The organism is Burkholderia sp. L-4 (assembly GCF_056856535.1).
Genome location: NZ_JBXEOX010000002.1, coordinates 2524383 through 2550314 on the forward strand (window position 1 = coordinate 2524383; position 25932 = coordinate 2550314).

Genomic DNA, 25932 nt, shown 5'->3' on the forward strand with positions numbered 1-25932 from the left:
GACGCGAATCAGCCGTCAGGTGCCGCTTTCGCGCGCGTCGTCCGCCAGCAGCGCCCAGCGCTCGTGGTCGCGCCATTCGCCGCCGATGCGCAGATAGCGCGGCGAAAAGCCCTCTTTCGCGAAGCCGAGCCGCCGCACCAGCGCGATCGACGCGTGGTTGCCGGGCTGGATGTTCGCTTCGAGCCGATGCAGTCCCAGCTCGCCGAATGCGACGGCGATCGCCGCGCGCAGCGCATCCGTCATCAGCCCCTTGCAGCTGAAATCCGCCATCCCGTAGTACGCGAGATACGCGCTCTGGAACACGCCGCCGACGATCTCGTTGAGGTTCACGACACCGACCACCGCGCCGGACGCCTGCTCGCGCGCGACGAGGCCGACGTTCGGCCCCGTCAGGCAGCGGGCGAACCATGGGTCGAAACCCGCCTGGTCGACGAACGAGTCGACCCACGGCAGATGATGATTGCGGCTTGCGCGATTGGCGGCGATCAGGTCGGCGGCGTCGGATCGGGCGACGCGGTTCAGCAGGATTCGGCTCATGGGTCGGCCGGCCGCGCTTACGCGGCCTCCCCGCGCCCGCAAACGACCGGCGCGGCCTGTTGCTGCGACAGGTAGCGCAGCAGCTTCGTCACCATCCACACGACGATGAACGACAGCGCGACGAAGAACACCGCAAGCGGCGTCAGCACATGGATCGACACGAAGCCGGCCAGCCCCATCATCGCGGACGACACGAGCAGCAGCGCGCAGCCGAGGATCGCGCTCGTCAGCCCGGCGATATGCGGAAACAGCGAATTGCCCTTGGCCATCAGCGTCGGGTACATCGCGCCCGCGCAGAAACCCATCACGAGTACCGGGGTCGCGAGCGTCCACACGCGCAGGCCGACGGTCAGCGCGAGCACCAGCATCGTGACCGATGCGCCGGCCATCACGCGCGCGCCGATGCGCAGCCGTTGCTCGGCGCTCGGCAGCCCGCGCCCGTGAATCCGGTTCGACAGCCCGCCGAGGAAATACATCAAGCCGATCCCGAGCGCGAGATAACCGAAGAAGGTCGGCGGCTTGTGCAGCGTGGTCTGCACCATGAACGGCCCGACGATGTTGAACACGAGCAGGATGCTGTAGCACAGCCCCTGGGCGAGGAAGCAGCTCTGGAACACCGGGCTCGCCAGCACCTTGCCCGCGTTCGTCATCAGCGTGCGCGGCTCGAGATGCACCGGCTTCGGCAAGGTTTCGCGGTAGTGCCACAGCAGCGCCCACATCACCAGCGAGTAGACGAGCAGGAACACGAGGCACGCCCGCCAGCCGAACCATTCCTGCAGGTGCGCGCCGATCACCGGGGCAATGATCGGTGCGAGCCCCCACGCGATCGACATGTACGTGAACGCGTGCATCAGCGCCTGGCCCGAGAACGAATCGGTGATGATCGCCTTCGCCAGCAGGTTGGTGGTCGCGATCCCGAAGCCCTGCAGGCAGCGCGCCAGGATGAACGTCTCGAGGTTCGGCGCGCCGAGCGACAGCAGGCAGCCGATCGTGTAGATCACGAGCCCGAATGCGAGCACGCGCTTGCGCCCGTACGCGTCCGCGATCGGGCCGAAGATCAGCTGGCCGAGCGCATAGGCCGCCATGTAGCCGGACACGCTCGACTGGATCGCCTGCGGCGTGGTCGCGAACGAGCGCGCCATGTCGGGCAGCGCGGGCACGTAGATGTCGATCGCGAGCTGGCCGGCGGATGCGAACAGACAGATCAGGAACAGCAGGAAGCGCGGCGAATTCGACTCGCGCGCGGGAGTGAGCGTGGCGTTCATGACGACTGGGAAGGAGATCGGGCAGCGGTGCCGCACCGTCGATGTTCGAATGTCGAACAGGCGTGCGATCGTGGCGAATCCCGTATTGTGCCTGTTGTGGCGCCAGGCGACCGGATTCCCCCTGGCGCGGGCGAGGTTGAATGCCGCGCGGCCCTTCCGGAAAGGCGCTGACCGGGGCGGCCGGCCGCGGTTTTAATGTTGATTTAAGCCGACGGCGGCATTGTCCCGGATGGCTCACTCCGTGAGCCGCACGTCATTGTTGATTCGATCAGTCTCGTTTGATGGAGATACGAAGATGCGATTCCGTTCGTATATGGCAGCGGGCGCGCTGGCACTGGTGCCCGTGCTCGCCTTGGCCGGCCAGGCCGGCGCGGCAGCCGCCGCCCAACCGATGTTCGTCGACGTCGACGGGCAGGCCGTGCCCGTGAAAGCCGAAACGCGCGTCGTCCAGACGGCCGTCGGCCCGATGAAGGTCAGCACGTGGAGCTGGCACGGCCCGCAAGGCGGCGCGAGCTTCGAGATGCAGACGTCGTCGTCGGGCGGCATTCCGCCTGCGGCAGCGTTGCGGCAGATGCAGGCCGTGCAGTACCGGATGCAGGCAGCCCAGGCGCAGATGGTCGCGATGCAGCAGCAGATGCTGGCACTCCAGCACATCGCGCTCGCCAACGCGTTCGCCATGCCGATGCCGCAACCGGTCGGGTTCGCGATGCCGGCGTGGGCCGTGCCCCAACCGGTGCTCGTCATCGTGCCGGCGCGGCCTTCGGTGCGGTCGGCGGCGCCGTCGGCACCGGCCCGGCCGGCTGCGCGCGGGCCCGAAATCAAGGCCTGACGCGCGACGCCGGCGCACGAGCGACCGGGCTGCAAAACAAAACCGCCGGCATGTGCCGGCGGTTTTTTCATGTGCGACGCCCGGCGTGTCGCCAGAGGCGGCGCGTGCGCCACCGCCCCCGATCCTCCGGACTTTCCTCCGATTGACACACCTCCCCGCCTTCCCCCTATACTCCCCGGAGCGCCGATCAATTGTTGAACAATCAATCATGCGAATTGACGCCTGACCGGCCACCATAAAGGGTTACAGCCGGATCGACGCATCTGCCAACCTTTCCCGAGAGTACCGCGTCATGTCGAACTATCCCGCTGCCTACCAGGTCACCAAGGGCTCCGTCCTGAACGTCGACGAAGCCTTTTATTCCGCGATTGCCCGGCGCCAGGACGCGCGCGAACGGATTGCCTCGCACGTCGTGCCGATCCGCAGCGGCTTCGCTTGGACAGTGCCGGCCGGCCACGTATTCCGGATCGTCACGCTCGAGGGCCCGCAAGTCGCGGATTTCAACATCTGGAACCTGCACAATCCGCGCGAACGCATGTGGGCGTCGCGCACGCGCCAGTTGCAGGCCGCGCACGTGACGACGTTCGACCGGCTCTGGTCGACACTGCCGTATCTGCGCCCGATGGTCACGATCACCGACGACACGCTCGCCGGTTACGGCGTCGACGGCGACGGCGGCCGCGTGCACGACCTGCTCGGCACGCGCTGCGACCCGTACGTGAACAAGCTGCTGACCGGCGAGGATTTTCATTTCCACTGCCACTCGAACCTCGTGCGCGCGGTCGCGCCGTACGGGCTCACCGAATTCGACGTGCACGACGTGCTCAACGTGTTCCAGTGCACGGGCCTGAACGACGACGACAAGTACTTCATGAAGGCGTGCCCCGCGAAACCGGGCGACTACCTCGAATTCTTCGCCGAAATCGACGTGCTGTGCGCGATGTCCACCTGCCCCGGCGGCGATCTGTCGGTGCCGATGTGGGGGCCCGGCGCGCGCGATCCGATCGACGTGTGCCGGCCACTCGGCGTCGAGGTGTACCGGCTCGACCCGAGCCTGCTCGAAGGCTGGTCGTCGCCGTCCGTCGCGCCGTACCGCGGCCAGCACGGCATGCAGCAGCCGCAGGCCGACTGGCAGCACGGCGAAACGGCGTAACCCGAGCCGCAGCCCGTAGAATGGCGAAACGCCGCCGGCCGGCCACGCCGGCGGCGCACGATCAGGAGAGGAGCGAACGAACGGAATGGCAAGCGAAAAAGCGAGAGGACAGTCGGTCGCCGACCGGATCAGCCATCAACTGCGCGAGCACATCATCAGCGGCAAGCTGCCGCCCGGCACGGCGCTGATCGAGATGGACCTCGCCGCCGAATACGACACGTCGCGCAACTCGCTTCGCGAAGTCCTGCATCAGCTCGGCCGTGAAGGGCTCGTCACGTTCGTGCGGCACAAGGGCGTCGTCGTGCGCACGCTCAACCGCCAGGACGTGCGCGATCTCTATGTCGCGCGCCGGACGCTCGAACTGCATGCGCTGAACACGGCCGAACTCGCCCAGCCGGCGCTGCTCGAAAAGATGCAGACCGCCATTCGCGCGGCCGAGCGGGAACTCGACAAGGAAAACTGGCAAGCCGTCGGCACGCACAGCCTGCGGTTTCACCAGCACATCGTCGCGCTTCAGAAGTCGGCGCTGCTCGACGAATTCTTCCGGACCATCTCGGCGCAGTTGCGTCTCGTCTTCGCGGCCGATCCCGACGAGAAGCGCGTGCAAACGCCTGACTGGATCCAGCGCGAATACCAGATCTACGACCTGCTCACGCAGAACCGCCGCAGCGAAGCCGTTACCACGCTGGCGCGTTATCTCGACGATTCCGAACGGATGCTCGTCGAAGCGATCAAGCGCGGCCATCGCGACGCAGCCTGACGCCACGCACCGCACGATGCGGTGCGCAACGGCCCGACCGCACACGGGGTCAGGCTTGCCGTTCAGCCGGAAGCGCGTAGCTGCCGTCTTCCCGATGCGTCTCGAGCCCCGTCAGCGGCGGATTGAACACGCACACGAGATGCAGGTCGCCGCGCGTCGCACGCAGGATATGCGGATCGTTCAAATTCAGCGCATAGATCGTTCCGGGCGTGATCCGATGCACGGTGCCGGTCGCCGTGTCGACCACCTCGCCCTCCCCGGCCACGCAGTAGTTGGTCTCGAAGTGGTTCTTGTAATGCAGATGCAGTTCCGCGCCTTCATGCACGCGCGTTTCGTGGACGGAGTAGCCAACGCCGTCCTGCCTGACGATCATGCGCTTGCTGTCCCAGCCCGGGCCGCGCGCATGGCGTTCGGTATTGGCAATATCGGCCGATCTCACGACGATCATAAGTACCTCTGAATAGTGACGATGAAAGATGACAAGGCGATCCTTGCCGCGGGGAAACGCGTCATGCGAAACCGGTCAGCGTCCGTTCGACCGTGGCCGCGACATCGAAGAGTCGTGCGTCTTCGCCGCGGCGCCCGGTGATCAGCAAGCCGACAGGCTGCCTGTTCCGCAGGTCGCCCGGCACACTGATGCTCGGCAGATCGAGCCGGTTGGCGAATTCGGTCAGCCTGAACGCCCGCGCATTCTGTGCGAGATACACGGCTTCGTCGGCCAGATCGGCCAGGCGCGGCGGCAGCATCGGCACCGTCGGCGTCAACACCGCATCCGCGTCGCCGAGTTCGGCGTGGTATGTATCGGCAAGCGCGGCGAGACGCAGCAAAGCCGCCGCGTAGTCGTGCGCGCGCACGTGCTCGCCCGCCGCGATGCGCGGCCCGACCAGCGGATCGTAGCGGTCCGCGGCCGTTGCGAGGCGCGCGCGATGCAGCATGAACGCCTCCGCGGCGATGATGCCGCCCGTGCGGGCGACGGCACCGGCCTCGGCCACGCAATCGAGCCGCTTGCGCAGGATGCGCGCACCCTGCGCGGACAGCCGGGACAACCATCCGTCGAACGCGCGGCCGACCACGGGATCGAGGTCGTCGGTCGCAAATGGCTCGGGCACGATGAACGTGAAGTCGCGAATGGTTGCCGGCGCCGCCCGTTGCGGGCCGCGTCCGTGCAGCACCGCGTCCGCACGCCGGCACAGGCGGACCGTCGCGGCCAGCAAGCCCGGTACGTCGAAGCTGGTCGACAGAAGCTGCATGCCGCCGGTCGCATAGTGTCCGCGCGACGGCTTGAATCCGGTCACACCGCAGAATGCGGCTGGAATGCGCGCGGAACCGCTCGTATCGGAACCCAGCGACAGCTCGGCCGCGCCGAGCGCCAACGATACGGCCGCGCCCGAACTCGATCCGCCGGCGACCCGCTCGCGCCGTGCATCGAGTGGCGTCATCGGCGTGCCGTACGCGTGGTTCACGCCGAGCGCGCCATACGCGAACTCGGTCATCGCCGTCTGCGCCACCACGACGGCACCGGCACGGCGCAGCGCCGCTACCGGTGCGGCGTCGGCGCGCGCCGGCAGCGCGTCCGCCAGCACGCGCGAACCGGCATGCGTGACCCAGCCTTCGCAATCGAAACAGGCCTTCACCGCCAGTACGACCCCGGCCAGCGGCGCATCGGCCGTCCCGGCGCGCAACGACGCGTCCATTGCCCGCGCTTCGCGGGTCGCCGCGTCGTCACGACGCGCGAGCCATGCCGTTTCGATGTCGCCGGGATGCGCGTTCGCGCGTTCCAGACAGGCGCGCAGTCGCTCGGCACACGCATGATCGTGCATGTCGCTCAGCCGGAAAGCCGTCGGGTCCATTCCTGCTCCGATCCAGTGGTCCGTCATGCAAAGTGAACGTGCTTCAGAAAATCCTTCACGCGCGCGTCCGCGCTGCCGCGGATCCGCTCCGGCGGCACGTCGTACAGGATGCGTCCGTTCTCCATGAACACGATCCGGTCGGAAACCTTGAACGCGAAATTCATTTCGTGGGTCACGATGACCATCGTCATCCCTTCTGCTGCCAGCGTCTCGACGACCTTCAACACTTCACCGACGAGTTCGGGATCGAGCGCCGATGTCGGCTCGTCGAACAACATGATCGACGGCCGTGTCGCGAGCGCACGCGCAATCGCGACACGCTGCTGCTGGCCACCCGACAACTGGTGCGGATACTTGTTCGCATGTTCGAGCATCCCGACCTTCGACAGCAGCGACAGTGCCTGCAGCCGGACCGCCGCCGTATCGGCCTGCCGGTGATAGCACGGCGCCATCGTCACGTTCTGAAGCGCGGTGCGATGCGGAAACAGGTTGAAGCCCTGGAACACCATGCCGATATCCAGGATGCGCGCGTCCGACACGCGCGGCGGATGCGAAGCGGACGCGCGGATGAACGATACGCCGTACAGGTCGATCTCGCCGGCACTCACCGGCGCGAGGCCGTTGATGGTACGGATCAGCGAGGTCTTGCCGGAGCCGGACGGGCCGATGATCGACACGACCTGCCCGGGCGCGACGTCGAGATGAATATCCTTCAGCACCTCGTGGCGGCCGTAGCGCTGCTGCACGCCTTTCACGCGCAGTGCGAATTCCGCGCTCGCCCGCGGTCTGGGCGCGACAGCAGGCACCGACAGCGGCAGTTCGAGATCCGCGTGGCCTGACTGCGCGGGCGTGCGGCGGCTGACGTCGAGGTGCCTCTCGAGATAACCCAGCAGCCGGCTGAACACCGTGACGATCAGCACGTAGTAGAACGCGACGGCCAGCATCGTTTCGAACACAAGGAAGTTCTGCGTGTAGAGCCGTTGTCCGACGAGCAGGATCTCGGCAAGCGATATCACGGACACCAGTGACGTGAGCTTGACGATCGTGATGAACTCGTTCGCGAGCGCGGGCAGCGCAATGCGGATCGCCTGCGGCATCACGATCAGCCGCTGGATGCCGGTAAAGCGGATCCCGAGCGCGCGCCCCGCCTCGATTTGCCCGGGCGGCACCGACAGAATCCCGCCGCGATGGATTTCCGCGAAATACGCGGTTTCGCTCAGCACCATCGCGATCAGGCCGGCCGTGAACGGATCGGACAGCACCACGCTGGTCGCGGGGAAGACCTGCGGGAGGTTGTAGATGAAGACCAGCAGCACGAGCAGCGGCAGGCTGCGGAAGAACCAGATGTACCCGGCCGCCGCGCGCTTCAGCAGCAGCCGGTGCGACTGCCTCGCGAGCGCCACCGGAAACCCGAGCAACACGCCGAGCCCCCACGTGGCGACACTGAGTTCGACGACCACGACGCACGCGCGCCAGAAATCCGTGTCCCGCAACAGTTGAAACGCATAGTGCCAATCGAACTGCATCGAAGACTCCTCAACCCCGAAGGGCGCTGCGGCCGCACCGAGCGGCACGCGATGGTCGGGTCGTGCCTGCTTCGCGCTTATTTCGCGGCGCCCAGCGCCCCGGCAACGTCGGCCGGCGTGGGCTCCTGCAACCCGTATTTCTTCACGAGGCTGCCGTATTCGCCGCTGCGTTTCGCGTCGCTCAGCGCGCCTTCGAGCGCGCCCTGCAGGCCGCTGTCGCCCTTCGTCACGCCCAGGCCGATCACGATCGGATACAGCAGCGTCGTCGAGCTGATTTCGATGCGCTCGTTCGTCTGCTTCGTGATCCCCTGCGCGACGGCCGCATCCTCGATCTGGACGTCGACCGCCTTTGCCATCAGCGCGGACGTCGCTTCCGGCGACGTCGGGAACTCGAGGATCGCGATCTCGTCGCGACCGGCCGGCTTGCAGGTGTCCTGCGAGACCGCGCGCAGCTTCGGCGTCCAGGACGCGCCCTTGATCGAGCCGACCCGCTTGCCGCACAGGTCCTGCGGCGTCTTCGGCAGAAATGCGCTGCCTTTTGCGACGAGCAGCGACGCGCCCGTCTTCAGGTACGGCACGAAATCGACCTGCTTCACGCGATCGGGCGTCACATAGAGCGCGGACGCGACGACATCGAAGCGGCGCGCCTTCATCCCGAGGATGAGGTCCGGAAAGCGTGTATCGAGGAACACCGGCTCCAGTTGCAGGTGGTGCGCCAGCATCCGCGAGAACTCGGCGTCGAAGCCGGCGGGCTTGCCGGCATCCAGGTACGCGTACGGCGGATACGTGAGATCCGATCCCACCAGCAGCGTGCCGGGCCGCACCGTCTGCAGCGGCGACGCCGCTGCGAGCGAGCACGCGAAGGCCAGCGGCACAAGCGCGCCGCGGAGGAAACGTCGAAGCGGAAGACGAGCGGACATGGCGAAGCTCCTGGGTTATTCGGCTCCCGCGCTGAAACGCCACAACGCCTCCCGCACGCCGCCCTGCGCGGCTTTCCGGGATTTTTCGCCGAAGATTGTTGAACAATTTCGGCCGATTCTGACCAGTTCAAATTGAAATCTGAATTCGGGTTTACGCGGCACACGGCGCCGGCGGATACGCCACCGGCGTGCACGCACAGCCGGTCGCCCGGCGCATGGAACGGGTCATCAAAAAGGAGCAAGGAACTCGCACGGACGAGGCCCGGGACGGCGTCCGTCGAGATACGGCGCCGCGGGCACGATGCGTGTTGCGGGGATCAGGAGGCGGGTTTCGGCATCCGGCACGGACGGCGCCGAGCGGGTTCGCGGCCTCCGACGCCGCTGCTTCGCAGGCCGGCAAGCCAGCGGATCCGGGCACCGGGGCTGCAACGCAAAACCGCCGGCATGTGCCGGCGGTTTTTTCATGTGCGGCGCGATACCGCCACGATGCAGCGATCAGTACTGCGCCTGGTCCGTCGGATTCTTGAACAGCTGCTTCATCTCCGGCGACAGCGGATAGTTGAGGCTCACGCCCTTCGGCGGAATCGGCTGCATGAACCACTGGTCGTAGAGCTTCTCGGCCGCGCCCGACGTCTGCATCTTCGCGATCACGCCGTCGACGACCCGCTTGAACGCCGGATCGTCCCTGCGCATCATGCACGCGTAGTTTTCGTGGACGAGCGGCGTGCCCGACACCGTGTACGCGCCCGGGTTGCGGTCCTTCGCGATCTCGCCGTACAGCAGCGGCTCGTCCATCACGAACGCCACCGCGCGCCCGGTCGTGACGTTCATGAACGCTTCGGCGTGATCCTTGGCGCTGATGATCGTCATGTTCATCGCCTTCTCTTCGTTGAGCTTGCGCAGCAGGCGCTCGTCCGACGTGCCGGCCGTCGTCGCGACCGTCTTGCCGGCCAGGTCCGCGAAATCCTTCACGCCCGAGTCCTTGCGCGTGCTGAAGCGAATGCCGTACAGAAAAATGCTGTTCGAGAACGCGGCCTGCTTCTGCCGTTCGAGCGTGTTCGTCGTCGACCCGCACTCGAAATCGATCGTCCCGTTCTGCAGCAGCGGAATCCGGTTCTGCGACGTGATCGGGATTTCCTTCACCGTGAGGTTCGGCGCATTCAGATCCGTCTTCAGTTGATCGATGATGCGCGACGCGATGTCCCGCGAGTAGCCGATGTTCTTCTGCTGGTTGTCCGAATACGAGAACGGCACCGACGACTCGCGAATGCCGAGCGACACGACGCCCGTCTCCTTGATCTTCTTCAGCGTACCGGTAAGGGCCTGTGCGTGCGCGGCGCCCGCCAGCGCGCAGGACAGCGCGACAGCCAGCCAACGGAAACGGCGATCCATGCGTATCTCCTGACGAAACGTTGATCGAACCGCGATCGTACGCCCGACAATATTCGCGTCACATCAGGGCAAGCGTAAGCGACTTTCAACACCGGCCGGACCGTGAAAGAGGTTTTCCGTGCCGCGCCAATCGCTTCCGCGCCGCACGGTCACCCCGACCGGCCTCGCACGGGCTCGCCCCCGCCCTTTGTGCCACCCGTTCCAAACGCGTGTTCATGCTGCGCCGCACCGACGAAATCGTTTGCGGCACCCCCTGTTTTTCTCGCGAAACGCACTCAAGAAGCCGCCGCGCACGCCGTTACCCAGTGCATGGCGCGTCGCAGCAACCCTGCTGCAACCGTCAGACAAAAAAGACTAGGTCCGGATCAGCCGGACCAGCGCCACCGCCGGCACGACGGTTATCTACGAGGATCGAGTTTCAACATGAGAGCCAAACGTTTCAATTCTGCGCTGGCGCGCTCCGCACACGCGCGCATGCTCGCCGGCATGCTGTCCGCCGCCGCCCTCCTGCCTCTCGCCGGTTGCGGCGGCGGAGGCGGCGGCGACGGCAGCAACCCCTCCTCCTCCAACGCTGCACCGGCGCCGACACCGACGCCGACGCCGGCCCCCACGCCCACGCCCCCCGCGACCCCGCCCGCCTCGTCAGGCGGCAATGCATGCACCACGCAGCAGGCCGCCGTGCAGATGGCTGCGCAGACGGCACCGGCCGAGCCGCCGGTCGATCACCTGATCGTCAAGCTGAAGACGCTGACGGCCACGCGTGCGATGTCGGCCATCGACAACGGGACGCGGCTCGACGCGGTCATCCAGCGCGCGATGACGCGCTGGACGGCGCCGGTGGCCGGCAGCGCGCGCGCCTATGCGAGCACGGTCGCGCAAGCGCCGGTGAACGTGCAGGTCGAACGGACGATCTCGAACGGCGCGGCCGTGCTGTCGCTCGGTCAGCGCATGGCGGCCACCGACGCAGCCGCACTCGCGCAGGCATTCGCGGCCGACAGCGATGTCGACTACGCGGAACCGGATCACCCGATGCAGATTCGCGACACGCCGAGCGACCCGCTCTACAACCAGCAGTGGTACCTGTCCGACCCGACGGCCGGGATCGACCTGCCGCCCGCCTGGAACGTGAGCAAGGGTTCGCCGACCGTCGTCACGGCCGTGCTCGACACGGGCTACCGGCCGCACGCCGACCTCCTGGGCAACCTGCTGTCCGGCTACAGCTTCATCAGCAACGTCAACACCAGCAACAACGGCATGACGCGCGGCCCCGACGCAACCGATCCGGGCGACTGGGTCACGCAGCAGGAACTCGACAACGCGAACGGCCCGTACTATCACTGCGCGAGCCAGCCGAGCGACAGCAGCTGGCACGGCACGCGCGTGATGGGCGTGATCGGCGCGACCGCCAACAACGGCACGGGTATCGCGGGCGTGTCGTGGCTCGGCCAGATCCTGCCGGTGCGCGTCCTCGGCAAGTGCGGCGGCGTGACGAGCGACATCGCGGACGGCATGCGCTGGGCAGCCGGCATTGCGGTGAACGGCGTCCCGACGAACCCGCGGCCGGCGAAGGTCATCAACCTGAGCCTCGGCGGCGTCGGCGCATGCAGCACGACGTTCCAGCAGGCGATCGACGACGTCACCGCGAAAGGGGTGACCGTGGTCGTCGCGGCCGGCAACGACGGCCTGTCGACCGGCCTCGACCAGCCCGCGAACTGCCGCGGCGTGATCACCGTCGGCGCGACCGACGCGACGGGCCGCCGCGCATCGTTCAGCAACTTCGGCGCCGATGTCTCGCTGAGCGCACCGGGCGTCAACATCCTGTCGACGTCGAACACCGGCACGACGACGCCGGGCACGGACACCTACGGCCCCGCGAACGGCACCAGCCTCGCGACGCCGCAAGTGTCGGGGGTCGCCGCGCTGATGCTGTCGGTGAACGGCAACCTCACGCCCGCGCAGATCCAGCAGAAGCTGCAAGGCGGCACGCGCGCGGCGAAGCTGGCAGCCGGGACGTCGTGCACCGCGATGCCGGCAGGCTCGGGCATCCTCGATGCGGGGGCGGCCATCGCGTCGGCGAACCAGTAACCGGCGCGCTGACCGACGCGGCCGCGCGCATGCCCGCATGGCGTGCGCGCGGCCGTTTCGTTGCCGTCCGTCCGGCGATTCCGCGCACCCACGCCGGCCTGGCCAAGCATCTCGAAATAACGCCTGACAAAAGGGTTGACGCTTCGCACGACGAGCCATTACCATCGCTCCCGTCTCAATACATGGAGTGTTCTGTGAACACCGATGCGAGTTGTAGTTGGTGCTCGACCAACTTGACTGCTGCCTGAGGAAAACGCGCAGAGCCTCGTCTTCTGCCGCATCCCGGGAAGCAGGATGCGGCGTCCTTCCGGCCTGACTACCGGCCCGATCTCCCGCCGAATTTTTCGATATCGTCGAATGCACGCGACGCGCCATTGCGCGCGTGCGTTCGCGTTGCGCGCGGCGCCAGCCGCGCGCGCTCTCCGTTCGCGTGCCGTCCGGCCGCGCGCCTCGTTGCGCGCGGCGCCGCCGATCGCCCGTGCCGATTATCCGCAACCGACAGGAGTGCAGATGAACTCAGACGACAGTAGTCGATTACCGCTCGCCGATGCGACGCCGCGCATCGACACGCCGACCGCTTCACGCGCGCCGGCGAGCGTTCCCGCCTTTTCCGATCCACAGCCGATCGCGCCTGGCGCGACGCGGCGGGGAGCGCTCGTGCGTCGATAACGTCACGGTCGCTCCCCGCCCGCCGCCTCGTGCGCAAGGAGCGACTCATGACAACACGACACAACACATCGCAGAAGAAACAGCGCGGCTTCATCAAGAGCGGCGCCGGCCAGCAGAACGCGCCGCGCATCATGCGCGCGGCACAGGAAGCGGCCCGCCCGCTCGAGGACACGCTGAAGACGCTGCACACCAGCACGCGCGGCCTCACCTACGACCAGGCCGCCGACCGCCTGCAGCACTACGGCCCGAACGAGATCGCGCACGACAAGCCGCCGCACTGGACCCGCCAGTTGCTGCTCTCGTTCCACAATCCGTTCGTCTACGTGCTGCTGGTGCTCGCCACCATCAGCTTCTTCACCGACGTCTACTTCGCGGCGCCCGACGATCGCGACTATGTCGGCATGACGATCCTGCTGACGATGGTCACGATCAGCGCGCTGCTGCGCTTCGTGCAGGAATTCCGTTCGTTGCGCGCGGCCGAGAAGCTCAAGGCGATGGTCCGCACGACGGCCACCGTGCAGCGCGCGATGACCGACACGTCCGAGCCGACCCGGCGCGAGGTGCCGATGCGCGAGGTCGTGACCGGCGACATCGTGCACCTGTCGGCCGGCGACATGATCCCCGCCGACGTCCGCCTGCTCGCATCGCGCGACCTGTTCATCAGCCAGGCCGTACTGACCGGCGAAGCGCTGCCCGTCGAGAAGTACGACACGCTCGGCGCGGTGGCCGGCAAGTCCGCGGGTACACCGGCCGCCGGCTCGGCGCCCGACGCGTCGGCGTCGCTGCTCGATCTCGAGAACGTCTGCTTCATGGGCACCAACGTCGTCAGCGGCACGGCGACGGCCGTCGTCGTCGCGACTGGAGAAGACACGTACTTCGGCTCGCTCGCGCGCAACGTCGTGAGCCACAAGCGCATCGAGACGAGCTTCGACCGCGGCGTCGCGAGCGTGAGCTGGCTGCTGATCAAGTTCATGTTCGTGATGGTGCCGATCGTGTTCATGATCAACGGGCTGACCAAGGGCGACTGGCTGAGCGCGCTCACGTTCGCGCTCGCCGTGGCCGTCGGCCTGACGCCCGAGATGCTGCCAATGATCGTCAGTGCGAACCTCGCGCGCGGCGCGGTGGCGATGGCACGCCGCAAGGTCGTGGTCAAGCGGCTGAATTCGGTACAGAACTTCGGCGCGATGGACGTGCTGTGCACCGACAAGACCGGCACGCTCACGCAGGACAAGATCATCCTCGAACATCACCTCGACCTGTCCGGTCACAAGAACGAGGAAATCCTGCGGCTCGGCTGGCTGAACAGCTTTCACCAGAGCGGCCAGAAGAACCTGATCGACATCGCGGTCGTCGCGCGTGCCGACGAGATCGGCGAACGCGTGAAGCCGCAGGGCTACAAGAAGATCGACGAGCTGCCGTTCGACTTCGTGCGGCGCCGCCTGTCGGTCGTCGTCGAGGACCGGCACGGCACGCACCTGCTGATCTGCAAGGGTGCGGTCGAGGAAATGCTCGCCGTGTCGACCCACGTGCAGGACGAAGACGGCGTACGCCCGCTCGACTTCGTCGCGCGCAAGCGGCTGCTCGAACAGGCGACCGCCTACAACGAGGACGGCTTCCGCGTGCTCGTGCTCGCGACGCGTACGATTGCACGCGGCGACGAGCGCGCGCAGTATCGCACCGCCGACGAACACGATCTCGTCGTGCGCGGCTTCCTGACCTTCCTCGATCCGCCGAAGGAATCGGCCGCGCCGGCCCTCGCCGCGCTGCGCGAAAACGGCGTCGCGGTGAAGGTGCTGACGGGCGACAACCCGACCGTCACGATGAAGGTGTGCCGCCAGGTCGGCCTCGAACCCGGCAAGCCGATGCTCGGCACGGAAATCGAAGCGCTCGACGACGCGACGCTCGCGCAGGTCGTCGAACGCACGACCGTGTTCGCGAAGCTCACGCCGCTGCAGAAGGCGCGCATCGTCAAGGCGTTGCAGGCGAACGGCCACACGGTCGGCTTCCTTGGCGACGGCATCAACGATGCGCCCGCGCTGCGCGACGCCGACGTCGGCATCTCGGTCGACAGCGGCGCCGACATCGCGAAGGAAACCGCCGACATCATCCTGCTCGAAAAGAGCCTGATGGTGCTCGAGGAAGGCGTGATCAAGGGCCGCGAGACGTTCGGCAACATCCTGAAGTACCTGAACATGACCGCCAGCTCGAACTTCGGCAACGTGTTCTCGGTGCTCGTCGCCAGCGCGTTCCTGCCGTGGGAGCCGATGCTCGCGACCCAGCTGCTCGTGCTGAACCTGATCTACGACACGTCGCAGATGCTGCTGCCGTGGGACCGGATGGATCCCGAGTTCCTGAAGAAGCCGCGCAAGTGGGAAGCCGGCAACATCAGCCGCTTCATGCTGTGGGTCGGGCCGACGTCGTCGGTATTCGACATCACGACGTACGTCCTGATGTGGACCGTGTTCGGCGCGGGCGCGCTGTATCACCTGAACGGCGGTACGGGCGGCCAGGTCGTGATGAACTCCGGCTGGTTCATCGAGAGCCTCGTGTCGCAAACGCTCGTCGTGCACCTGCTGCGCACGCAGAAGATCCCGTTCCTGCAGAGCACGGCGTCGCTGCCGGTGCTGCTGTCGACCTTCACCGCGATCGCGATCGGCTGCTGGCTGCCGTTCTCGCCGTTCGCGGAAGCGATCGGCTTCATGCACCTGCCGGGCACCTACTGGCTGTGGCTCGCCGCGACGATGATCGGCTACATCCTGCTCGCGCAGATCGTCAAGACGATCTACGTGCGCCGCTACAAGCAGTGGTTCTGATCCGTTCCGGATCGGTACCGGTTCCGTCCGGATAACGACGTGCCGGCCCGCGCCACGCCGCGGGCCGGCACACTCACGACGCTCCACGGGTAATGTGATGAAAAGAATCCTTCCGCTCGCCGCCGCGAGCGCCCTTCTTGCGCCCCTCGAAGCCCATGCCGCCCATCCGCTCGTCAGCGACGACACGGGCACGCAGGGCAACGCGAACTGGCAGGTCGAGTTCAACGGCGAGGAAACCTCGAAACAGGAAGACAGCGGCCGCCACCAGTTGTGGAACGCGACGCTCACGCGCGGGTTCGGCGAACACGCCGACGTGTACGTCAACGCGCCGTACACGCATCTGCAAACGCGCACCGACGAGAACGGCGCCGGCATCGGCGATGTCGAAATCGGCATGAAATGGCGCTTCTTCGAACGCGGGCCGCTGTCGCTCGCGCTGAAGCCGAAAGTGACGATGCCGACCGGCAACGACAGCCGCGGGCTCGGCACGGGCCGCGTCGGCACCGGTGCGACGTTGCTCGCGCAGGCCGACGTCGCACGTGTCTCGCTGCTCGCGAACGTGGGCATCGCGTACCAGCCGAATCGCCAGGGCGACCTGACGTCGGCCTGGGCCGTGTCGGCCGCCGCGATCTACAAGGCGACCGACCGGCTGCAACTCGTGGCCGACATCGGCACGTCGCGCAACACGGAAACCACCGCCGGCGCGAATCCGGCATTCGTGCTCGCGGGCGCGATCTATTCGCCGACGCGCTGGCTCGATCTCGACATCGGCTACCGGCGCGGGCTGAACGACCAGACCTATCGTCATTCGGTGATGGGCGGCGTGACGGCGCGCTGGTAATACGCGGCATGGCGCCGCGCACGCGCGGGCCGCCATTCGACGGGCCGCATCGGCGGCCCGTTCTTCATTCACGGGCCGTCGTTCGCGCCGAACAGTTGCGCGCACACCGCGCGCCCTTCGTCGGTCAGCGCGGCGCCACCGGTGCCGTCCTCGTTCAACGTCGTGGCGCTCAGGCCCGCGGCGTCGAGCTGCGTCAGCACGCGGCGCAGCGTACTCATCGGCAGTTGCGTGCGCTTCGCGATCTTCGGCAGCGACCACGTCTTGCCAGCCGGATCGCTCGCGGCCTCGTGCAGCGTCGCGAGCGTCGCAACGAGCGCGGGATCGAGCAGGGATTCGTCGGATTCTGAAGTCATCGGTTCGGGTGCGTCGGCCGGCGCCGGGCCGGCCTTCATTCAGGAAAGGCGATCGCGGATACTATACGCCGCGTCACGCGCCCTTGAGCGCGGTGCGCATGAACGACACGAAACGCGTGGTGACGGGATCGTCGCGATCCGACAACCATGCGAGCCCCACGCGCCACTTCGCGTCCCGGCCGTCGAGCGGTATCACAGTCGCATCGCGCAGCAGATATCGCGCGCTCGACGGGATGAACGCGACGCCGACGCCGGCCGCGACCGACGTCAGCACCGACTGCACGTCCTCCGCCTGCTGCATCACGTGCGGCACGAAGCGGCGCTCGACGCACCACCGGTCGATCTGGGCGGCCAGCCCGGGGCCGCGCGCACGCTGCAGCGCGATGAAGCCGATCTCGTTGAGCACGTCGAGGTCGGCCGGCACGCGTTTGAAGCCGAGATGCGGCGGCACCGCGAGCGCGAGCGCTTCGTCGACCACCTTGAACGACGACAATCCTTCGTCGGACGGCAAACGCAGAAACCCGACGTCGAGCTTGCCCGCGCGCAGCCGGCGCGTCTGCTCGGACGACGACAGGTCGCTCAGCGTGACGGCAATGCCCGGATTGCGCCGCCGGAACTCGGCGATGAGCTTCGGCACGAGCATCAGCACCGACAGGCAGATACCGAGCCGCAGATGCCCGCGCTGCCCGCTGGTCGCTTCCCTCGCGCGCGCAAGGATCTCGTCGGCGTCTCGCACGAGCGCCTGCGCATCGGGCAGGAAGCGTTCGCCGAACGGCGTCAGCTCCGCGCCGTGCCGGCCGCGCTCGAACAGCTTGCCGCCCAGGCTCGCCTCGAGCGCGCCGATCTGCTTGCTCAGCGCCGGCTGGCTCATGTGCAGCGCATCGGCCGCGCGGCTGAAATGGCACAGCTCGGTCACCGTCAGGAACGTGCGCAGCAGTTTCAGTTCCATTCTTGAAAGGAATCGGATCGATTGAAATATTCATTTTACTGATTGAACGCGGTGACGTTCAATACGGACATGCCCTTCCCGGAATTCACCGTCATGTCTTTCGATCAAGCCGTTGATTGTGTGGCCGAGCCGTCATGCGACGGTGCGGACGCAAACGAACACGCTGCCGCAACCGATGCGCGCGCACCGAAACGTCGTGCCGAACGCGCCGACGGCCGCAGCCGGCGTTTCCGCTTCGGCGATGCGATCGAAGACCCGCCGCCGCGCACCATGACGGGCTCGATCGCGATCGGTTTCGCGGTCGTGTCGCGACGGAACTGGCCGCGCTGAAAGGCTTTCACCCCGCGCGCCGCGCCGACGGGCGGCACGAAAACGATCGGAATCCGCCCACATCACGCGTCATTGCGACTCGTCCCCTCTCATCGCCACGCGATCGACCGTATAATTTCCCGCACCCGCCGACCGCCCACGCATTCCGCGCAGCCGCATTGCGCGTGAAAAGGAGACTTTCGCTTGACCGGCCTCATCGCGCGCCTGCCTCGCACCCGGACCTCCCTGATCCTCGCCCTTTCGTTCCTGCTGCTCGCGTTCGCCGCGAAGGCGTCCGCGCAGCACGTGCAGCCGCATCGCACCGCACACGCCCAGGCGCACGCGCACTCGAAGGCCGTCAAGAAGAAGCCTCACCGCACGAAAAAGGCCGTCAAGCACCGTCGCCCGCGCGTCAAGCATCAAGCCGTCAAGCGTCACGCCGCACCCGCGCCGCAACAGCGGCGCGCGCAGCGCACGACCGCGGTGCGGCCGCGCCCGGCCGCAAAACCCAGGCTGCTCGCCAGTTGCGGCTACACGCCGCGCGCGGTCAGGGCGCTGCATTCACGCGCGGCCTACGTGCTCGACGTCGACTCCGGCACACCGCTGCTGGCTCGCAACGCGCGCGCCGTGCGGCCGATCGCGTCGATCTCGAAGCTGATGACGGCCGTCGTCGCGCGTGACGCCGATCGCCCGCTGAACGGCGTGCTGCGCGTCACCGCGCACGATCGCGACACGATCAAGTTCACCGGCTCGCGCCTGCGGGTCGGCTCGGCACTGTCGCGCCGCGACATGTTCCATATCGCGCTGATGTCGTCGGAGAACCGCGCGGCCGCCGCGCTGAGCCGCGACTATCCGGGCGGGCGCGCCGCGTTCGTCAACGCGATGAACCGCGAAGCGCGCCGGCTCGGCATGCGCCATACGCACTTCCGCGAGCCGACCGGGTTGTCGCCGCACAACGTGTCGACGGCGGAAGATCTCGCTCGGCTCGTCGGCGCGGCCGCACGGGATCCGCTGATCCGCTATTTCTCGACGGAGACGTCGACCACCGTGCGCCCCGGCGACGGCGAACTCGTGTACGTGAATTCCGACCCGCTCGTCCGCTACCGCCGCCTGCCGATCCGGCTGCAGAAAACCGGCTTCATCAACGAATCCGGGCACGGGGTCGTGATGCGCATGCGCGTGAAGGGCCGCCGCGAAACGGTCGTGCTGCTCGGCGCGCCGACGCGGGCCGGCGTCTCGAGCGACGCGCTCAAGATCCACCGCTGGCTGTCCTGCTCGATCCAGTAAGCGCGCGGGCAGCCGGCGCGCCCAACCGACGGGAGCGACGCCATGCAGGACGAATACCGCTTCAACGCCTTCGGACGGCTGCTCGCCGTCGTACGCAAGAACGACTGCTGGGCCGTGTTCGATCTCGGCGCCGAAGGCAAGCGGCGCCCCGCCGGCCTGCATGTCCCGTCCGCCCTCGGCGCGGACGAACTCGCGCAATACCTCGGCGACCTGCTGCACGAGAGCGCGACCCCGAAATACAACGAAGTCGTCCCGATCGCGCCGCACGACGCGTAATCGCGCGCCGGCGCGCGCAGTCGTCTCGCGGATAATTCGACAGTTAAACTTGCAAGTTTTCCTGTCGTATTCTAAGATTCGCCGCATGAACTCGCCACGCAAACCCGGCGCTTCCGCCGAAACCGTCGCCGCCGACCTGACCCTCGCGGTCGGCCAGCTCATCCGCCGTCTGCGCTCCGGGATCGAATCCGATGGGCTCGGCATGTCCCAGACGAGCGCGCTCGCGCGGCTCGAACGGCACGGGCCGATGACGACCGCCGATCTCGCGCGCGCCGAGGCGATGAAGCCGCAGTCGATGAAGGCGATTCTCGCGAGCCTGGAGGAAGACGCGCTCGTCGAGCGCGAACCGCATCCGACCGACGGCCGCCAGATCCTGTTCAAGCTGACCGCGGCCGGCCTCGACGCCCGGCGCAAGCGCAACGCCGCGAAACACAAGTGGCTCGGCGCCGCGATCGAGAAGCTCGAGCCCGCGGACATCGACACGCTCGCCGCCGCGATCCCGCTGATCCGCCGCCTCGGCGAGCAATGAATCCCGCCGGCGCGCCGCGCGGCATCCGCGCGTCCGGTGTTCCCCGCCCTTTCCCACGGAGCCCCATCATGAGCGCAACCCGCCTCGACACGAACACGGCACTGGTCGTCATCGACCTGCAGAAAGGCATCGTCGCCCTGCCCACGGCCCACCCGGTCGCCCCGGTGATCGCACACGCGCGCACGCTGCTCGACGCATTCCGCAGCCGCGGCCTGCCGGTCGTGCTCGTCAACGTCGCCGGCGGTGCGCCGGGACGCACGCAGCAGCCGGCGCGACGGGACGCGCTGCCCGCCGACTGGACCGAGCTCGTGCCCGAGCTGAACCGGCAACCCGGCGACCATGTCGTGACGAAGAAGACCTGGGGCGCATTCACCGGCACGGATCTCGACGCGCACCTGAAGGCCGCCGGCGTCACGCAGATCGTGCTGACCGGCGTCGCGACGAGCATCGGCGTCGAATCGACCGCGCGGCAGGCCCACGAACTCGGCTACAACGTGACGCTCGCGGTCGATGCGATGACCGACCTCAACGCGGACGCACACGTGAACAGCATCGAGCGCCTGTTCCCGCGCCTCGGCGAGACCGGCACGACGCAGGACATCGTCGCGCTGCTCGACCGGCGCGGCGCGTGAGCGACGAACGCGCGCAGCCGGCGCCGGGCCTCGCGGCGGGCCGGCTCGATCCGTCGATCTGGAAGGTCAGCGCGGTCGCGACGCTCGGTTCGCTGCTGTCGCAGCTCGATGCGACGATCGTCAACGTGTCGCTGTCGAACCTCGCGACCGATCTGCATGCCGGCCTGTCGACGATCCAGTGGGTGACGAGCGGCTACCTGCTCGCGCTGACGCTGGTGCTGCCGCTGAACGGCTGGCTCGTCGACCGCATCGGCGCGAAAGCGCTGTACCTGTGGTGTTTCTCGGCGTTCACGCTCACGTCGGCGCTGTGCGGGCTCGCGTGGTCCGCGCCGTCGCTGATCGCATTCCGCGTGCTGCAAGGCGTCAGCGGCGGGCTGCTCGCGCCGATGGCGCAGATGATGATCGCGCGCGTCGCCGGGCAGCAGATGGCGCGCGTGATCGGCTACGCGGCGGTGCCCGTGCTGCTTGCGCCGATCCTCGGGCCGGTCGTGGCCGGCGCGATCCTGCAGCACGCGTCGTGGCGCTGGCTGTTTCTCGTGAACCTGCCCGTCGGCGTGCTCGCACTCGCCCTGGCCGTGCGATTCCTGCCGGGCGACCACGACGATGTCCAGCCGCGCGCACTCGACTGGATCGGCCTCGCGTTGCTGTCGCCGGGCCTCGTGCTGTTCCTGTACGGCGCCGAACGAATCGGCTCGGCACCCGGCATCGCCGCGCTCGCGTGCTCGGCGCTGCTGCTCGCCGCGTTCCTGCGCTTCGAGCGCCGCCAGGGCGAGCACGCGCTGATCGATCTCGCGCTGTTTCGCTCGCGCGTGTTCGGCGCGGCGGCCGGCACGCAGTTCCTGTCGAACGGCGCGATGTACGCGGGCCAGATGCTGATTCCCGTGTTCCTGATCCAGGCGTGCGGCCGCTCGCCGGGCGAGATGGGGTGGCTGCTCGCGCCGCTCGGGCTCGGCATGCTCGTCACCTATCCGTCGATGGGCGCGCTGACGGGCCGGTTCGGCGTGCGCCGGCTGGCCGCCGCCGGCGCGTTGCTCGCGCTGGCGGCGACGCTGCCGTTCGTGTTCCTCGCGCTGACCGGCTACGATCCGCTGGTGCTCGTGCCCGCGCTGTTCCTGCGCGGCATGGGCCAGAGCGCGATCGGCGCGCCGTCGATCTCGGCCGCGTATGCATCGGTCGAACGCCGCAACCTGCCGATGGCGACCACCTCGCTCAATATCGTGCAGCGCCTCGGCGGCCCGACGTTCACGACGATCTGCACGCTGTTCCTCGCGTGGCGACTGCAGGCCGAATCGATGTCGCCCGGTGGCACGCCGGCCGTCGCGTATGCATGGGCGTTTGGCCTGCTGTGCGCGCTGCATGCGGCGAGCTTCGTCACGACGCTGCGGCTGCCGTTGAGGTCGAGCGCTGCCGGGAGCCAGCCTGCCGGCGCCGCGCGGGCCGGCTCGCGCTGAACCCGGGGCGCGTCGCGCGACAGGCGCGGCGGCCCGCTACGGCAGCCACATCGGCACGATCGACATCACGAGCAGCAGCCCCAGTCCCGCATTCAGGCAACGCCACTGCCGCTCGGTGCGCAACACGCGTGCGAACAGCAGCCCGGCGAAACACCATAACGACAACGACGCCATCGCGGCCACGCCGAATGCCAGCCCGAGCAGCACGCCAAGCCGGGCCGGGCCGGACGCGAGCGCGGCAAACGACGCGGCCGCGCCGAGCGTCATCGCCCAGCCTTTCGGGTTGTGCCACAGCATCCACACCCCGCTGACGAACCCTTGCGGCCGGTGCACGGCGGCGTCGAGCCGCGGCTTGCCGCCGCGCCCGATGCGGACGGCCAGCCACACGAGGTACAGCGAACCGGCTGCTTTCATCGCAAGCTGCAACGTCGGCAGCGCGAGCAGCACACTGCCGAGCCCGGCCGCCGCCGCGGCCGCCATCGACGCCAGGCCGGCCGCGATCCCGGCCATCAGCGGCAGCGATCGCCGGTAGCCGAAATGGGCGCCCGACGCGGTCGCGAGCGTCGTCGCGCCGCCCGGCGTCACGGTGGACACGATCACGAACAGCATCAGCGGCAGGTAGTCGTGAAGCGGCACGGCGGCTCCCGGTTGTCGTCGTCGAAGCCCCGTTTTTACCCGCGATCCCTCCATTACGAAAGCGAAAGCTTTTTATGCCTGCCATTAGCATTCATAATGCGACGCATGGCACGCAATCTCGACATCGCGCTGTTGCGCGCATTCGTCTCGGTCGCCGATCATCGCAGCATGACGGCGGCCGGCCACGCGCTGCACCTGACGCAAGGCGCGATCAGCCAGCAGGTCGCGCGGCTCGAGGCGCTGTCCGGCCCGTTGTTCGTCCGCGAGCATCGCAACCTGCTGCTCACGGCGGCCGGCGAGCGGCTGCTCGAACAGGCGCGCCGGCTGCTCGCCGTACACGATGCGCTGCTCACCGACATGACGGCGGGCGCCGTGGAAGGCGCGGTCCGTCTCGGTGCGCCGCAGGACCTGGTCGGCACCTGTCTCGCGCCGATCCTGAAAAACTATGCACAGGCGCATCCGCAGGTCGCGCTCACGCTCGTGTGCGCGGCGTCGCCGGAACTGCGCCGGGGGCTCACGCGGGGCGACCTCGACGTCGCGCTGATCGAGGCGCCGGTCGGGTCGTCGCGCGGCGAGTGCATTGCCGTCGACCGGCTGGTCTGGGTCGGCGCGAAAGGCGGCACCGCGCACCGCAACACGCCGCTGCCGGTGTCGATGGTCGCGCAGACCTGCGCGTTCCGCCCGACCGTGTTCGACGCGCTGCGCGACTGCGATCGCGCCTGGCGCACCGTGTTCGAGAACGGCAGCTTCGATGCCACGGCCGCGACCGTGCGCTCCGATCTCGCCGTGACCGTCTGGCTCGCGTCCACCGTCCCGACCGACCTCGATATCCTGCCGGCCGGCAGCGGCCTGCCCGCGCTGCCGAACTTCTCGATCGACCTGCATGTGCCGCGCGGCCAGCGCACCCCGGCCGCGACAGAACTGGCCCGCTATCTGCGCAACGGGTTCGCGCGCTTGCGCGCGGCCGCCTAGCGCCCGTTCGCGCTACACCGTGCCCGGCTCCTGCGGCGCCGGCGGCGTCGTGCCCGCCGCCTCCAGCGCCTGATGCAGCGTCGCGAAGATGCACGATGCGCCGACGACGTCGGTGATCCCGTGGCGATCCATGTCCGCGCGCAGGTAGCGGTTCACCCGCCCGAACAGCACGCCGATCCCGCGCGCGTGCAACGTCTTGACGAGATCGGTCAGCGTGCGCGCGGCCGAATAGTCGACATCGGTGATCGCCCCCGCATCGATCACGAACCAGCGCGGCGGCACCGGCGCCGTGTCGACGAGTTCGGTGATTTCGCCGGCGAACAGATGGTCGTTCGCGAAGAACAGGTCGGAACCGAACCGGTAGACGATCAGCCCCGGCGCCGTCATCGCACCGCGCCGCGTGGGCACCGGCAGCCAGCGCCCGTTGCCCGCGACAGGCTCGAGCACCATCGTACGCGGCTGGTAGCTGTGGCGCACGTGCCGCATCAGCGACAGCGCGACGGCCAGCAGGATGCCGTGCTCGACACCGACGGTCACGACGGCCGTGGCCGTCACGAGCGCGAGCGTGAATTCGCCGGGGCTTTCCTGGCGGATCGCCGCGAGGCTGCGCACGTTGATCAGCCCGAGCGCGATCGTGAACACGATGCCGGCCAGCACCGCATGCGGGAGGTACTGCAGGAACGTGCTGAAGAACAGCAGCACGACGGCCACCACGGCGGCGAATGCGAGATGGCCGATCTGGCTGCGCACGCCCGCGCCATCCGCCATTGCCGTCTGCGTCGGGCTGCCGTTGACGACGAACGCGCCGCCTACCGCCGCCGCCGCGTTCGCGGCCGCGAGGCCGAGGATATCGGCGTTGGTGTCGACGTCTTCGCCGTACTGCTGCGCGAACACCCGCGCGGCGGCCGCGCTCTGCGCAATGATCATCACGAAACACGAGGCGGCGACCGGCACGAGATCGAGGAACTGCTGCCACGTGACGGACGGCCAGCGCAGCGGCGGCAACCCGCCCGCGACGGGCCCGAGCACCGCAACGCCCTGCGCGGCGAAGTCGAACGCCGCGCTCGCCGCGATGCTCCCCACGACGACGATCATCGGCATCGGCACGCGCGGCGCGAACCGCTTGCACGCGAGGATCGCGACGACCACGAGCGCCGCGAGCGCGAGCGTCGGCCGGTTCGCGTGGACGAGATGCGTGACGACGTAGTCGAGTTGCGCAAGGCTGCGCGACGCCGGGTACGGCACCGACAACCCGAGCATGTCGCCGAGCATCGCGATCGACACCTGCACGCCGACGCCGGCGAGAAAGCCGACCAGCACCGTGCGCGACAGGAAATCGGCGAGAAAACCGAGCTTGAAGATGCGCGCGAGCAGCAGCATCGCGCCGGTCAGCAGCGCGACCATGCCGGCCAGTGCCGCATATTCCGCGCTGCCGGCAGGTGCCATCGACGACAGCCGGCTCGCGAAGATCGTCGCGGTCGCGGAGTCGGCGGCGACGACAAGATGGCGCGACGCACCGAAGCACGCGAATGCAATGAGCGGCAGGAACACCGTGTAGAGGCCCGTGACGGCCGGCATCCCGGCGATGCGCGCGTAGCCGAGCACCTGCGGGATGTCCATCGAGGCGAGCGAGAGGCCCGCGAACACGTCGCGGATGGCGCCTGCCCGGCGGATCGGGAGCAGGCCTTTCAACAGCCGCACGCCCGACGGGCGGTTTTCGTTGGAATCTTGCATGCGTGAAATGCGTGAGGTCGAAGAAGTGGCGAGGATCGCGAAGCCGTTCGCGCATCGTGCCCCGGGCGGGCCTTGCCTGGCAAGTGCGCGAACGCGGCGCGCGGCGCTCACCGTTGACGCACCGCTCGCACGCCGGCGCGTGCGGCATGCCGGCAACACCCGCG

25 protein-coding genes are annotated in these 25932 nt (G+C 68.1%); 14 read left to right on the forward strand and 11 right to left on the reverse strand.

What is annotated here, in order from left to right:
- Positions 1-15: 15 nt before the first annotated feature.
- Both AC1VVG_RS28225 and AC1VVG_RS28230 read right to left on the reverse strand, forming a co-directional pair.
- Positions 16-537, reverse strand: a complete 522-nt coding sequence (locus AC1VVG_RS28225; RefSeq protein ID WP_482836940.1) for a GNAT family N-acetyltransferase — start codon at positions 535-537, stop codon at positions 16-18.
- A 17-nt stretch (positions 538-554) separates the two neighbouring features.
- Complete coding sequence (locus tag AC1VVG_RS28230; RefSeq protein ID WP_034187900.1) at positions 555-1802, reverse strand: multidrug effflux MFS transporter; 1248 nt, start codon at positions 1800-1802, stop codon at positions 555-557.
- Between the two features lie 295 nt (positions 1803-2097).
- Between AC1VVG_RS28230 and AC1VVG_RS28235 the strand changes: the two genes are divergently transcribed.
- The 3 genes from AC1VVG_RS28235 to AC1VVG_RS28245 all read left to right on the forward strand — a co-directional run bounded on the left by AC1VVG_RS28235 (position 2098) and on the right by AC1VVG_RS28245 (position 4544).
- Positions 2098-2631, forward strand: coding sequence for a hypothetical protein (locus tag AC1VVG_RS28235; RefSeq protein ID WP_482836942.1), 534 nt, complete (start codon positions 2098-2100; stop codon positions 2629-2631).
- A gap of 292 nt (positions 2632-2923) precedes the next feature.
- Entirely contained in the window at positions 2924-3784 is an 861-nt protein-coding gene (locus tag AC1VVG_RS28240; protein WP_034187903.1) for an urea carboxylase-associated family protein, read from the forward strand.
- Positions 3785-3869: 85 nt separating this feature from the next.
- Positions 3870-4544: a GntR family transcriptional regulator gene (locus AC1VVG_RS28245; RefSeq protein ID WP_034187904.1), complete on the forward strand. Its 675-nt coding sequence runs from the start codon at positions 3870-3872 to the stop codon at positions 4542-4544.
- 49 nt (positions 4545-4593) lie between these two features.
- Here the strand turns inward: AC1VVG_RS28245 and AC1VVG_RS28250 are convergent, their stop codons facing one another.
- The 4 genes from AC1VVG_RS28250 to AC1VVG_RS28265 all read right to left on the reverse strand — a co-directional run bounded on the left by AC1VVG_RS28250 (position 4594) and on the right by AC1VVG_RS28265 (position 8840).
- Complete coding sequence (locus AC1VVG_RS28250; protein WP_034187905.1) at positions 4594-4992, reverse strand: ectoine synthase; 399 nt, start codon at positions 4990-4992, stop codon at positions 4594-4596.
- Between the two features lie 61 nt (positions 4993-5053).
- Positions 5054-6394, reverse strand: coding sequence for an amidase family protein (locus AC1VVG_RS28255; RefSeq protein ID WP_482836944.1), 1341 nt, complete (start codon positions 6392-6394; stop codon positions 5054-5056).
- Between the two features lie 23 nt (positions 6395-6417).
- Positions 6418-7920 (reverse strand): amino acid ABC transporter permease/ATP-binding protein, encoded by a 1503-nt coding sequence (locus AC1VVG_RS28260; RefSeq protein WP_482836945.1) that lies wholly within the window; start codon positions 7918-7920, stop codon positions 6418-6420.
- A gap of 77 nt (positions 7921-7997) precedes the next feature.
- Positions 7998-8840: an ABC transporter substrate-binding protein gene (locus tag AC1VVG_RS28265; RefSeq protein ID WP_482836946.1), complete on the reverse strand. Its 843-nt coding sequence runs from the start codon at positions 8838-8840 to the stop codon at positions 7998-8000.
- Here AC1VVG_RS28265 and AC1VVG_RS28270 point away from each other — a divergent pair.
- The gene (locus AC1VVG_RS28270; RefSeq protein WP_154233740.1) at positions 8839-8976 is read left to right on the forward strand and encodes a hypothetical protein; all 138 of its coding nucleotides are present in this window, start codon (positions 8839-8841) and stop codon (positions 8974-8976) included. The two genes, AC1VVG_RS28265 and AC1VVG_RS28270, sit on opposite strands and share 2 nt — an antisense overlap.
- 359 nt (positions 8977-9335) lie before the next feature.
- Here AC1VVG_RS28270 and AC1VVG_RS28275 read toward each other — a convergent pair whose 3' ends face one another.
- Positions 9336-10232: a glutamate/aspartate ABC transporter substrate-binding protein gene (locus AC1VVG_RS28275; RefSeq protein WP_049034956.1), complete on the reverse strand. Its 897-nt coding sequence runs from the start codon at positions 10230-10232 to the stop codon at positions 9336-9338.
- A 423-nt stretch (positions 10233-10655) separates the two neighbouring features.
- On the opposite strand from AC1VVG_RS28275, the gene AC1VVG_RS28280 reads away from it, so the two are divergent.
- The 3 genes from AC1VVG_RS28280 (at position 10656) to AC1VVG_RS28290 (ending at position 16640) form a co-directional block, all read left to right on the forward strand.
- Positions 10656-12317 (forward strand): S8 family peptidase, encoded by a 1662-nt coding sequence (locus AC1VVG_RS28280; RefSeq protein ID WP_049034954.1) that lies wholly within the window; start codon positions 10656-10658, stop codon positions 12315-12317.
- Positions 12318-13033: 716 nt separating this feature from the next.
- Positions 13034-15799 carry a magnesium-translocating P-type ATPase gene (mgtA, locus tag AC1VVG_RS28285; protein ID WP_034187994.1) on the forward strand — a complete coding sequence of 922 codons (2766 nt, stop codon included), beginning with the start codon at positions 13034-13036 and terminating at the stop codon, positions 15797-15799.
- A 97-nt stretch (positions 15800-15896) separates the two neighbouring features.
- Entirely contained in the window at positions 15897-16640 is a 744-nt protein-coding gene (locus tag AC1VVG_RS28290) for a transporter (protein ID WP_482836948.1), read from the forward strand.
- Positions 16641-16708: 68 nt separating this feature from the next.
- On the opposite strand, the gene AC1VVG_RS28295 is transcribed toward AC1VVG_RS28290, so the two are convergent.
- Both AC1VVG_RS28295 and AC1VVG_RS28300 read right to left on the reverse strand, forming a co-directional pair.
- Positions 16709-16993 (reverse strand): transcriptional regulator, encoded by a 285-nt coding sequence (locus AC1VVG_RS28295; RefSeq protein WP_482836950.1) that lies wholly within the window; start codon positions 16991-16993, stop codon positions 16709-16711.
- Positions 16994-17066: 73 nt separating this feature from the next.
- A complete protein-coding gene (locus tag AC1VVG_RS28300; RefSeq protein WP_049031348.1) occupies positions 17067-17942 on the reverse strand; it encodes a LysR family transcriptional regulator in 876 nt (291 codons plus the stop codon).
- A gap of 51 nt (positions 17943-17993) precedes the next feature.
- Here AC1VVG_RS28300 and AC1VVG_RS28305 point away from each other — a divergent pair, with 51 nt between their 5' ends.
- The 6 genes from AC1VVG_RS28305 to AC1VVG_RS28330 all read left to right on the forward strand — a co-directional run bounded on the left by AC1VVG_RS28305 (position 17994) and on the right by AC1VVG_RS28330 (position 22426).
- Positions 17994-18272 (forward strand): hypothetical protein, encoded by a 279-nt coding sequence (locus AC1VVG_RS28305; RefSeq protein WP_226252240.1) that lies wholly within the window; start codon positions 17994-17996, stop codon positions 18270-18272.
- 183 nt (positions 18273-18455) lie between these two features.
- Positions 18456-19538: a serine hydrolase gene (locus tag AC1VVG_RS28310; RefSeq protein WP_482836952.1), complete on the forward strand. Its 1083-nt coding sequence runs from the start codon at positions 18456-18458 to the stop codon at positions 19536-19538.
- A 42-nt stretch (positions 19539-19580) separates the two neighbouring features.
- Positions 19581-19814, forward strand: a complete 234-nt coding sequence (locus tag AC1VVG_RS28315; protein ID WP_200089013.1) for a DUF7661 family protein — start codon at positions 19581-19583, stop codon at positions 19812-19814.
- An 85-nt stretch (positions 19815-19899) separates the two neighbouring features.
- Positions 19900-20343, forward strand: a complete 444-nt coding sequence (locus tag AC1VVG_RS28320; protein WP_482837231.1) for a MarR family winged helix-turn-helix transcriptional regulator — start codon at positions 19900-19902, stop codon at positions 20341-20343.
- 68 nt (positions 20344-20411) lie between these two features.
- Complete coding sequence (locus tag AC1VVG_RS28325) at positions 20412-20975, forward strand: isochorismatase family protein (protein WP_069704652.1); 564 nt, start codon at positions 20412-20414, stop codon at positions 20973-20975.
- A complete protein-coding gene (locus tag AC1VVG_RS28330; RefSeq protein WP_124608805.1) occupies positions 20972-22426 on the forward strand; it encodes a DHA2 family efflux MFS transporter permease subunit in 1455 nt (484 codons plus the stop codon). The genes AC1VVG_RS28325 and AC1VVG_RS28330 overlap by 4 nt, the downstream gene beginning before the upstream one ends.
- A 36-nt stretch (positions 22427-22462) precedes the next feature.
- Here the strand turns inward: AC1VVG_RS28330 and AC1VVG_RS28335 are convergent, their stop codons facing one another.
- A complete protein-coding gene (locus tag AC1VVG_RS28335; protein WP_082744623.1) occupies positions 22463-23116 on the reverse strand; it encodes a LysE family translocator in 654 nt (217 codons plus the stop codon).
- A gap of 42 nt (positions 23117-23158) precedes the next feature.
- Between AC1VVG_RS28335 and AC1VVG_RS28340 the strand changes: the two genes are divergently transcribed.
- Complete coding sequence (locus AC1VVG_RS28340; protein WP_482836955.1) at positions 23159-24034, forward strand: LysR family transcriptional regulator; 876 nt, start codon at positions 23159-23161, stop codon at positions 24032-24034.
- Between the two features lie 12 nt (positions 24035-24046).
- On the opposite strand, the gene AC1VVG_RS28345 is transcribed toward AC1VVG_RS28340, so the two are convergent.
- Positions 24047-25768, reverse strand: coding sequence for a SulP family inorganic anion transporter (locus tag AC1VVG_RS28345; RefSeq protein ID WP_482836957.1), 1722 nt, complete (start codon positions 25766-25768; stop codon positions 24047-24049).
- Between the last annotated feature and the right edge of the window lie 164 nt (positions 25769-25932).

Coding starts and splice junctions, on each gene's coding strand:
- AC1VVG_RS28225 (WP_482836940.1), bottom strand. CDS start 537: ATGAGCCGAATCCTGCTGAACCGCGTCGCCCGATCCGACGCCGCCGAC.
- AC1VVG_RS28230 (WP_034187900.1), bottom strand. CDS start 1,802: ATGAACGCCACGCTCACTCCCGCGCGCGAGTCGAATTCGCCGCGCTTC.
- AC1VVG_RS28235 (WP_482836942.1), top strand. CDS start 2,098: ATGCGATTCCGTTCGTATATGGCAGCGGGCGCGCTGGCACTGGTGCCC.
- AC1VVG_RS28240 (WP_034187903.1), top strand. CDS start 2,924: ATGTCGAACTATCCCGCTGCCTACCAGGTCACCAAGGGCTCCGTCCTG.
- AC1VVG_RS28245 (WP_034187904.1), top strand. CDS start 3,870: ATGGCAAGCGAAAAAGCGAGAGGACAGTCGGTCGCCGACCGGATCAGC.
- AC1VVG_RS28250 (WP_034187905.1), bottom strand. CDS start 4,992: ATGATCGTCGTGAGATCGGCCGATATTGCCAATACCGAACGCCATGCG.
- AC1VVG_RS28255 (WP_482836944.1), bottom strand. CDS start 6,394: ATGGACCCGACGGCTTTCCGGCTGAGCGACATGCACGATCATGCGTGT.
- AC1VVG_RS28260 (WP_482836945.1), bottom strand. CDS start 7,920: ATGCAGTTCGATTGGCACTATGCGTTTCAACTGTTGCGGGACACGGAT.
- AC1VVG_RS28270 (WP_154233740.1), top strand. CDS start 8,839: ATGGCGAAGCTCCTGGGTTATTCGGCTCCCGCGCTGAAACGCCACAAC.
- AC1VVG_RS28265 (WP_482836946.1), bottom strand. CDS start 8,840: ATGTCCGCTCGTCTTCCGCTTCGACGTTTCCTCCGCGGCGCGCTTGTG.
- AC1VVG_RS28275 (WP_049034956.1), bottom strand. CDS start 10,232: ATGGATCGCCGTTTCCGTTGGCTGGCTGTCGCGCTGTCCTGCGCGCTG.
- AC1VVG_RS28280 (WP_049034954.1), top strand. CDS start 10,656: ATGAGAGCCAAACGTTTCAATTCTGCGCTGGCGCGCTCCGCACACGCG.
- mgtA (WP_034187994.1), top strand. CDS start 13,034: ATGACAACACGACACAACACATCGCAGAAGAAACAGCGCGGCTTCATC.
- AC1VVG_RS28290 (WP_482836948.1), top strand. CDS start 15,897: ATGAAAAGAATCCTTCCGCTCGCCGCCGCGAGCGCCCTTCTTGCGCCC.
- AC1VVG_RS28295 (WP_482836950.1), bottom strand. CDS start 16,993: ATGACTTCAGAATCCGACGAATCCCTGCTCGATCCCGCGCTCGTTGCG.
- AC1VVG_RS28300 (WP_049031348.1), bottom strand. CDS start 17,942: ATGGAACTGAAACTGCTGCGCACGTTCCTGACGGTGACCGAGCTGTGC.
- AC1VVG_RS28315 (WP_200089013.1), top strand. CDS start 19,581: ATGCAGGACGAATACCGCTTCAACGCCTTCGGACGGCTGCTCGCCGTC.
- AC1VVG_RS28320 (WP_482837231.1), top strand. CDS start 19,900: ATGAACTCGCCACGCAAACCCGGCGCTTCCGCCGAAACCGTCGCCGCC.
- AC1VVG_RS28325 (WP_069704652.1), top strand. CDS start 20,412: ATGAGCGCAACCCGCCTCGACACGAACACGGCACTGGTCGTCATCGAC.
- AC1VVG_RS28335 (WP_082744623.1), bottom strand. CDS start 23,116: ATGGAGGGATCGCGGGTAAAAACGGGGCTTCGACGACGACAACCGGGA.
- AC1VVG_RS28340 (WP_482836955.1), top strand. CDS start 23,159: ATGCGACGCATGGCACGCAATCTCGACATCGCGCTGTTGCGCGCATTC.
- AC1VVG_RS28345 (WP_482836957.1), bottom strand. CDS start 25,768: ATGCAAGATTCCAACGAAAACCGCCCGTCGGGCGTGCGGCTGTTGAAA.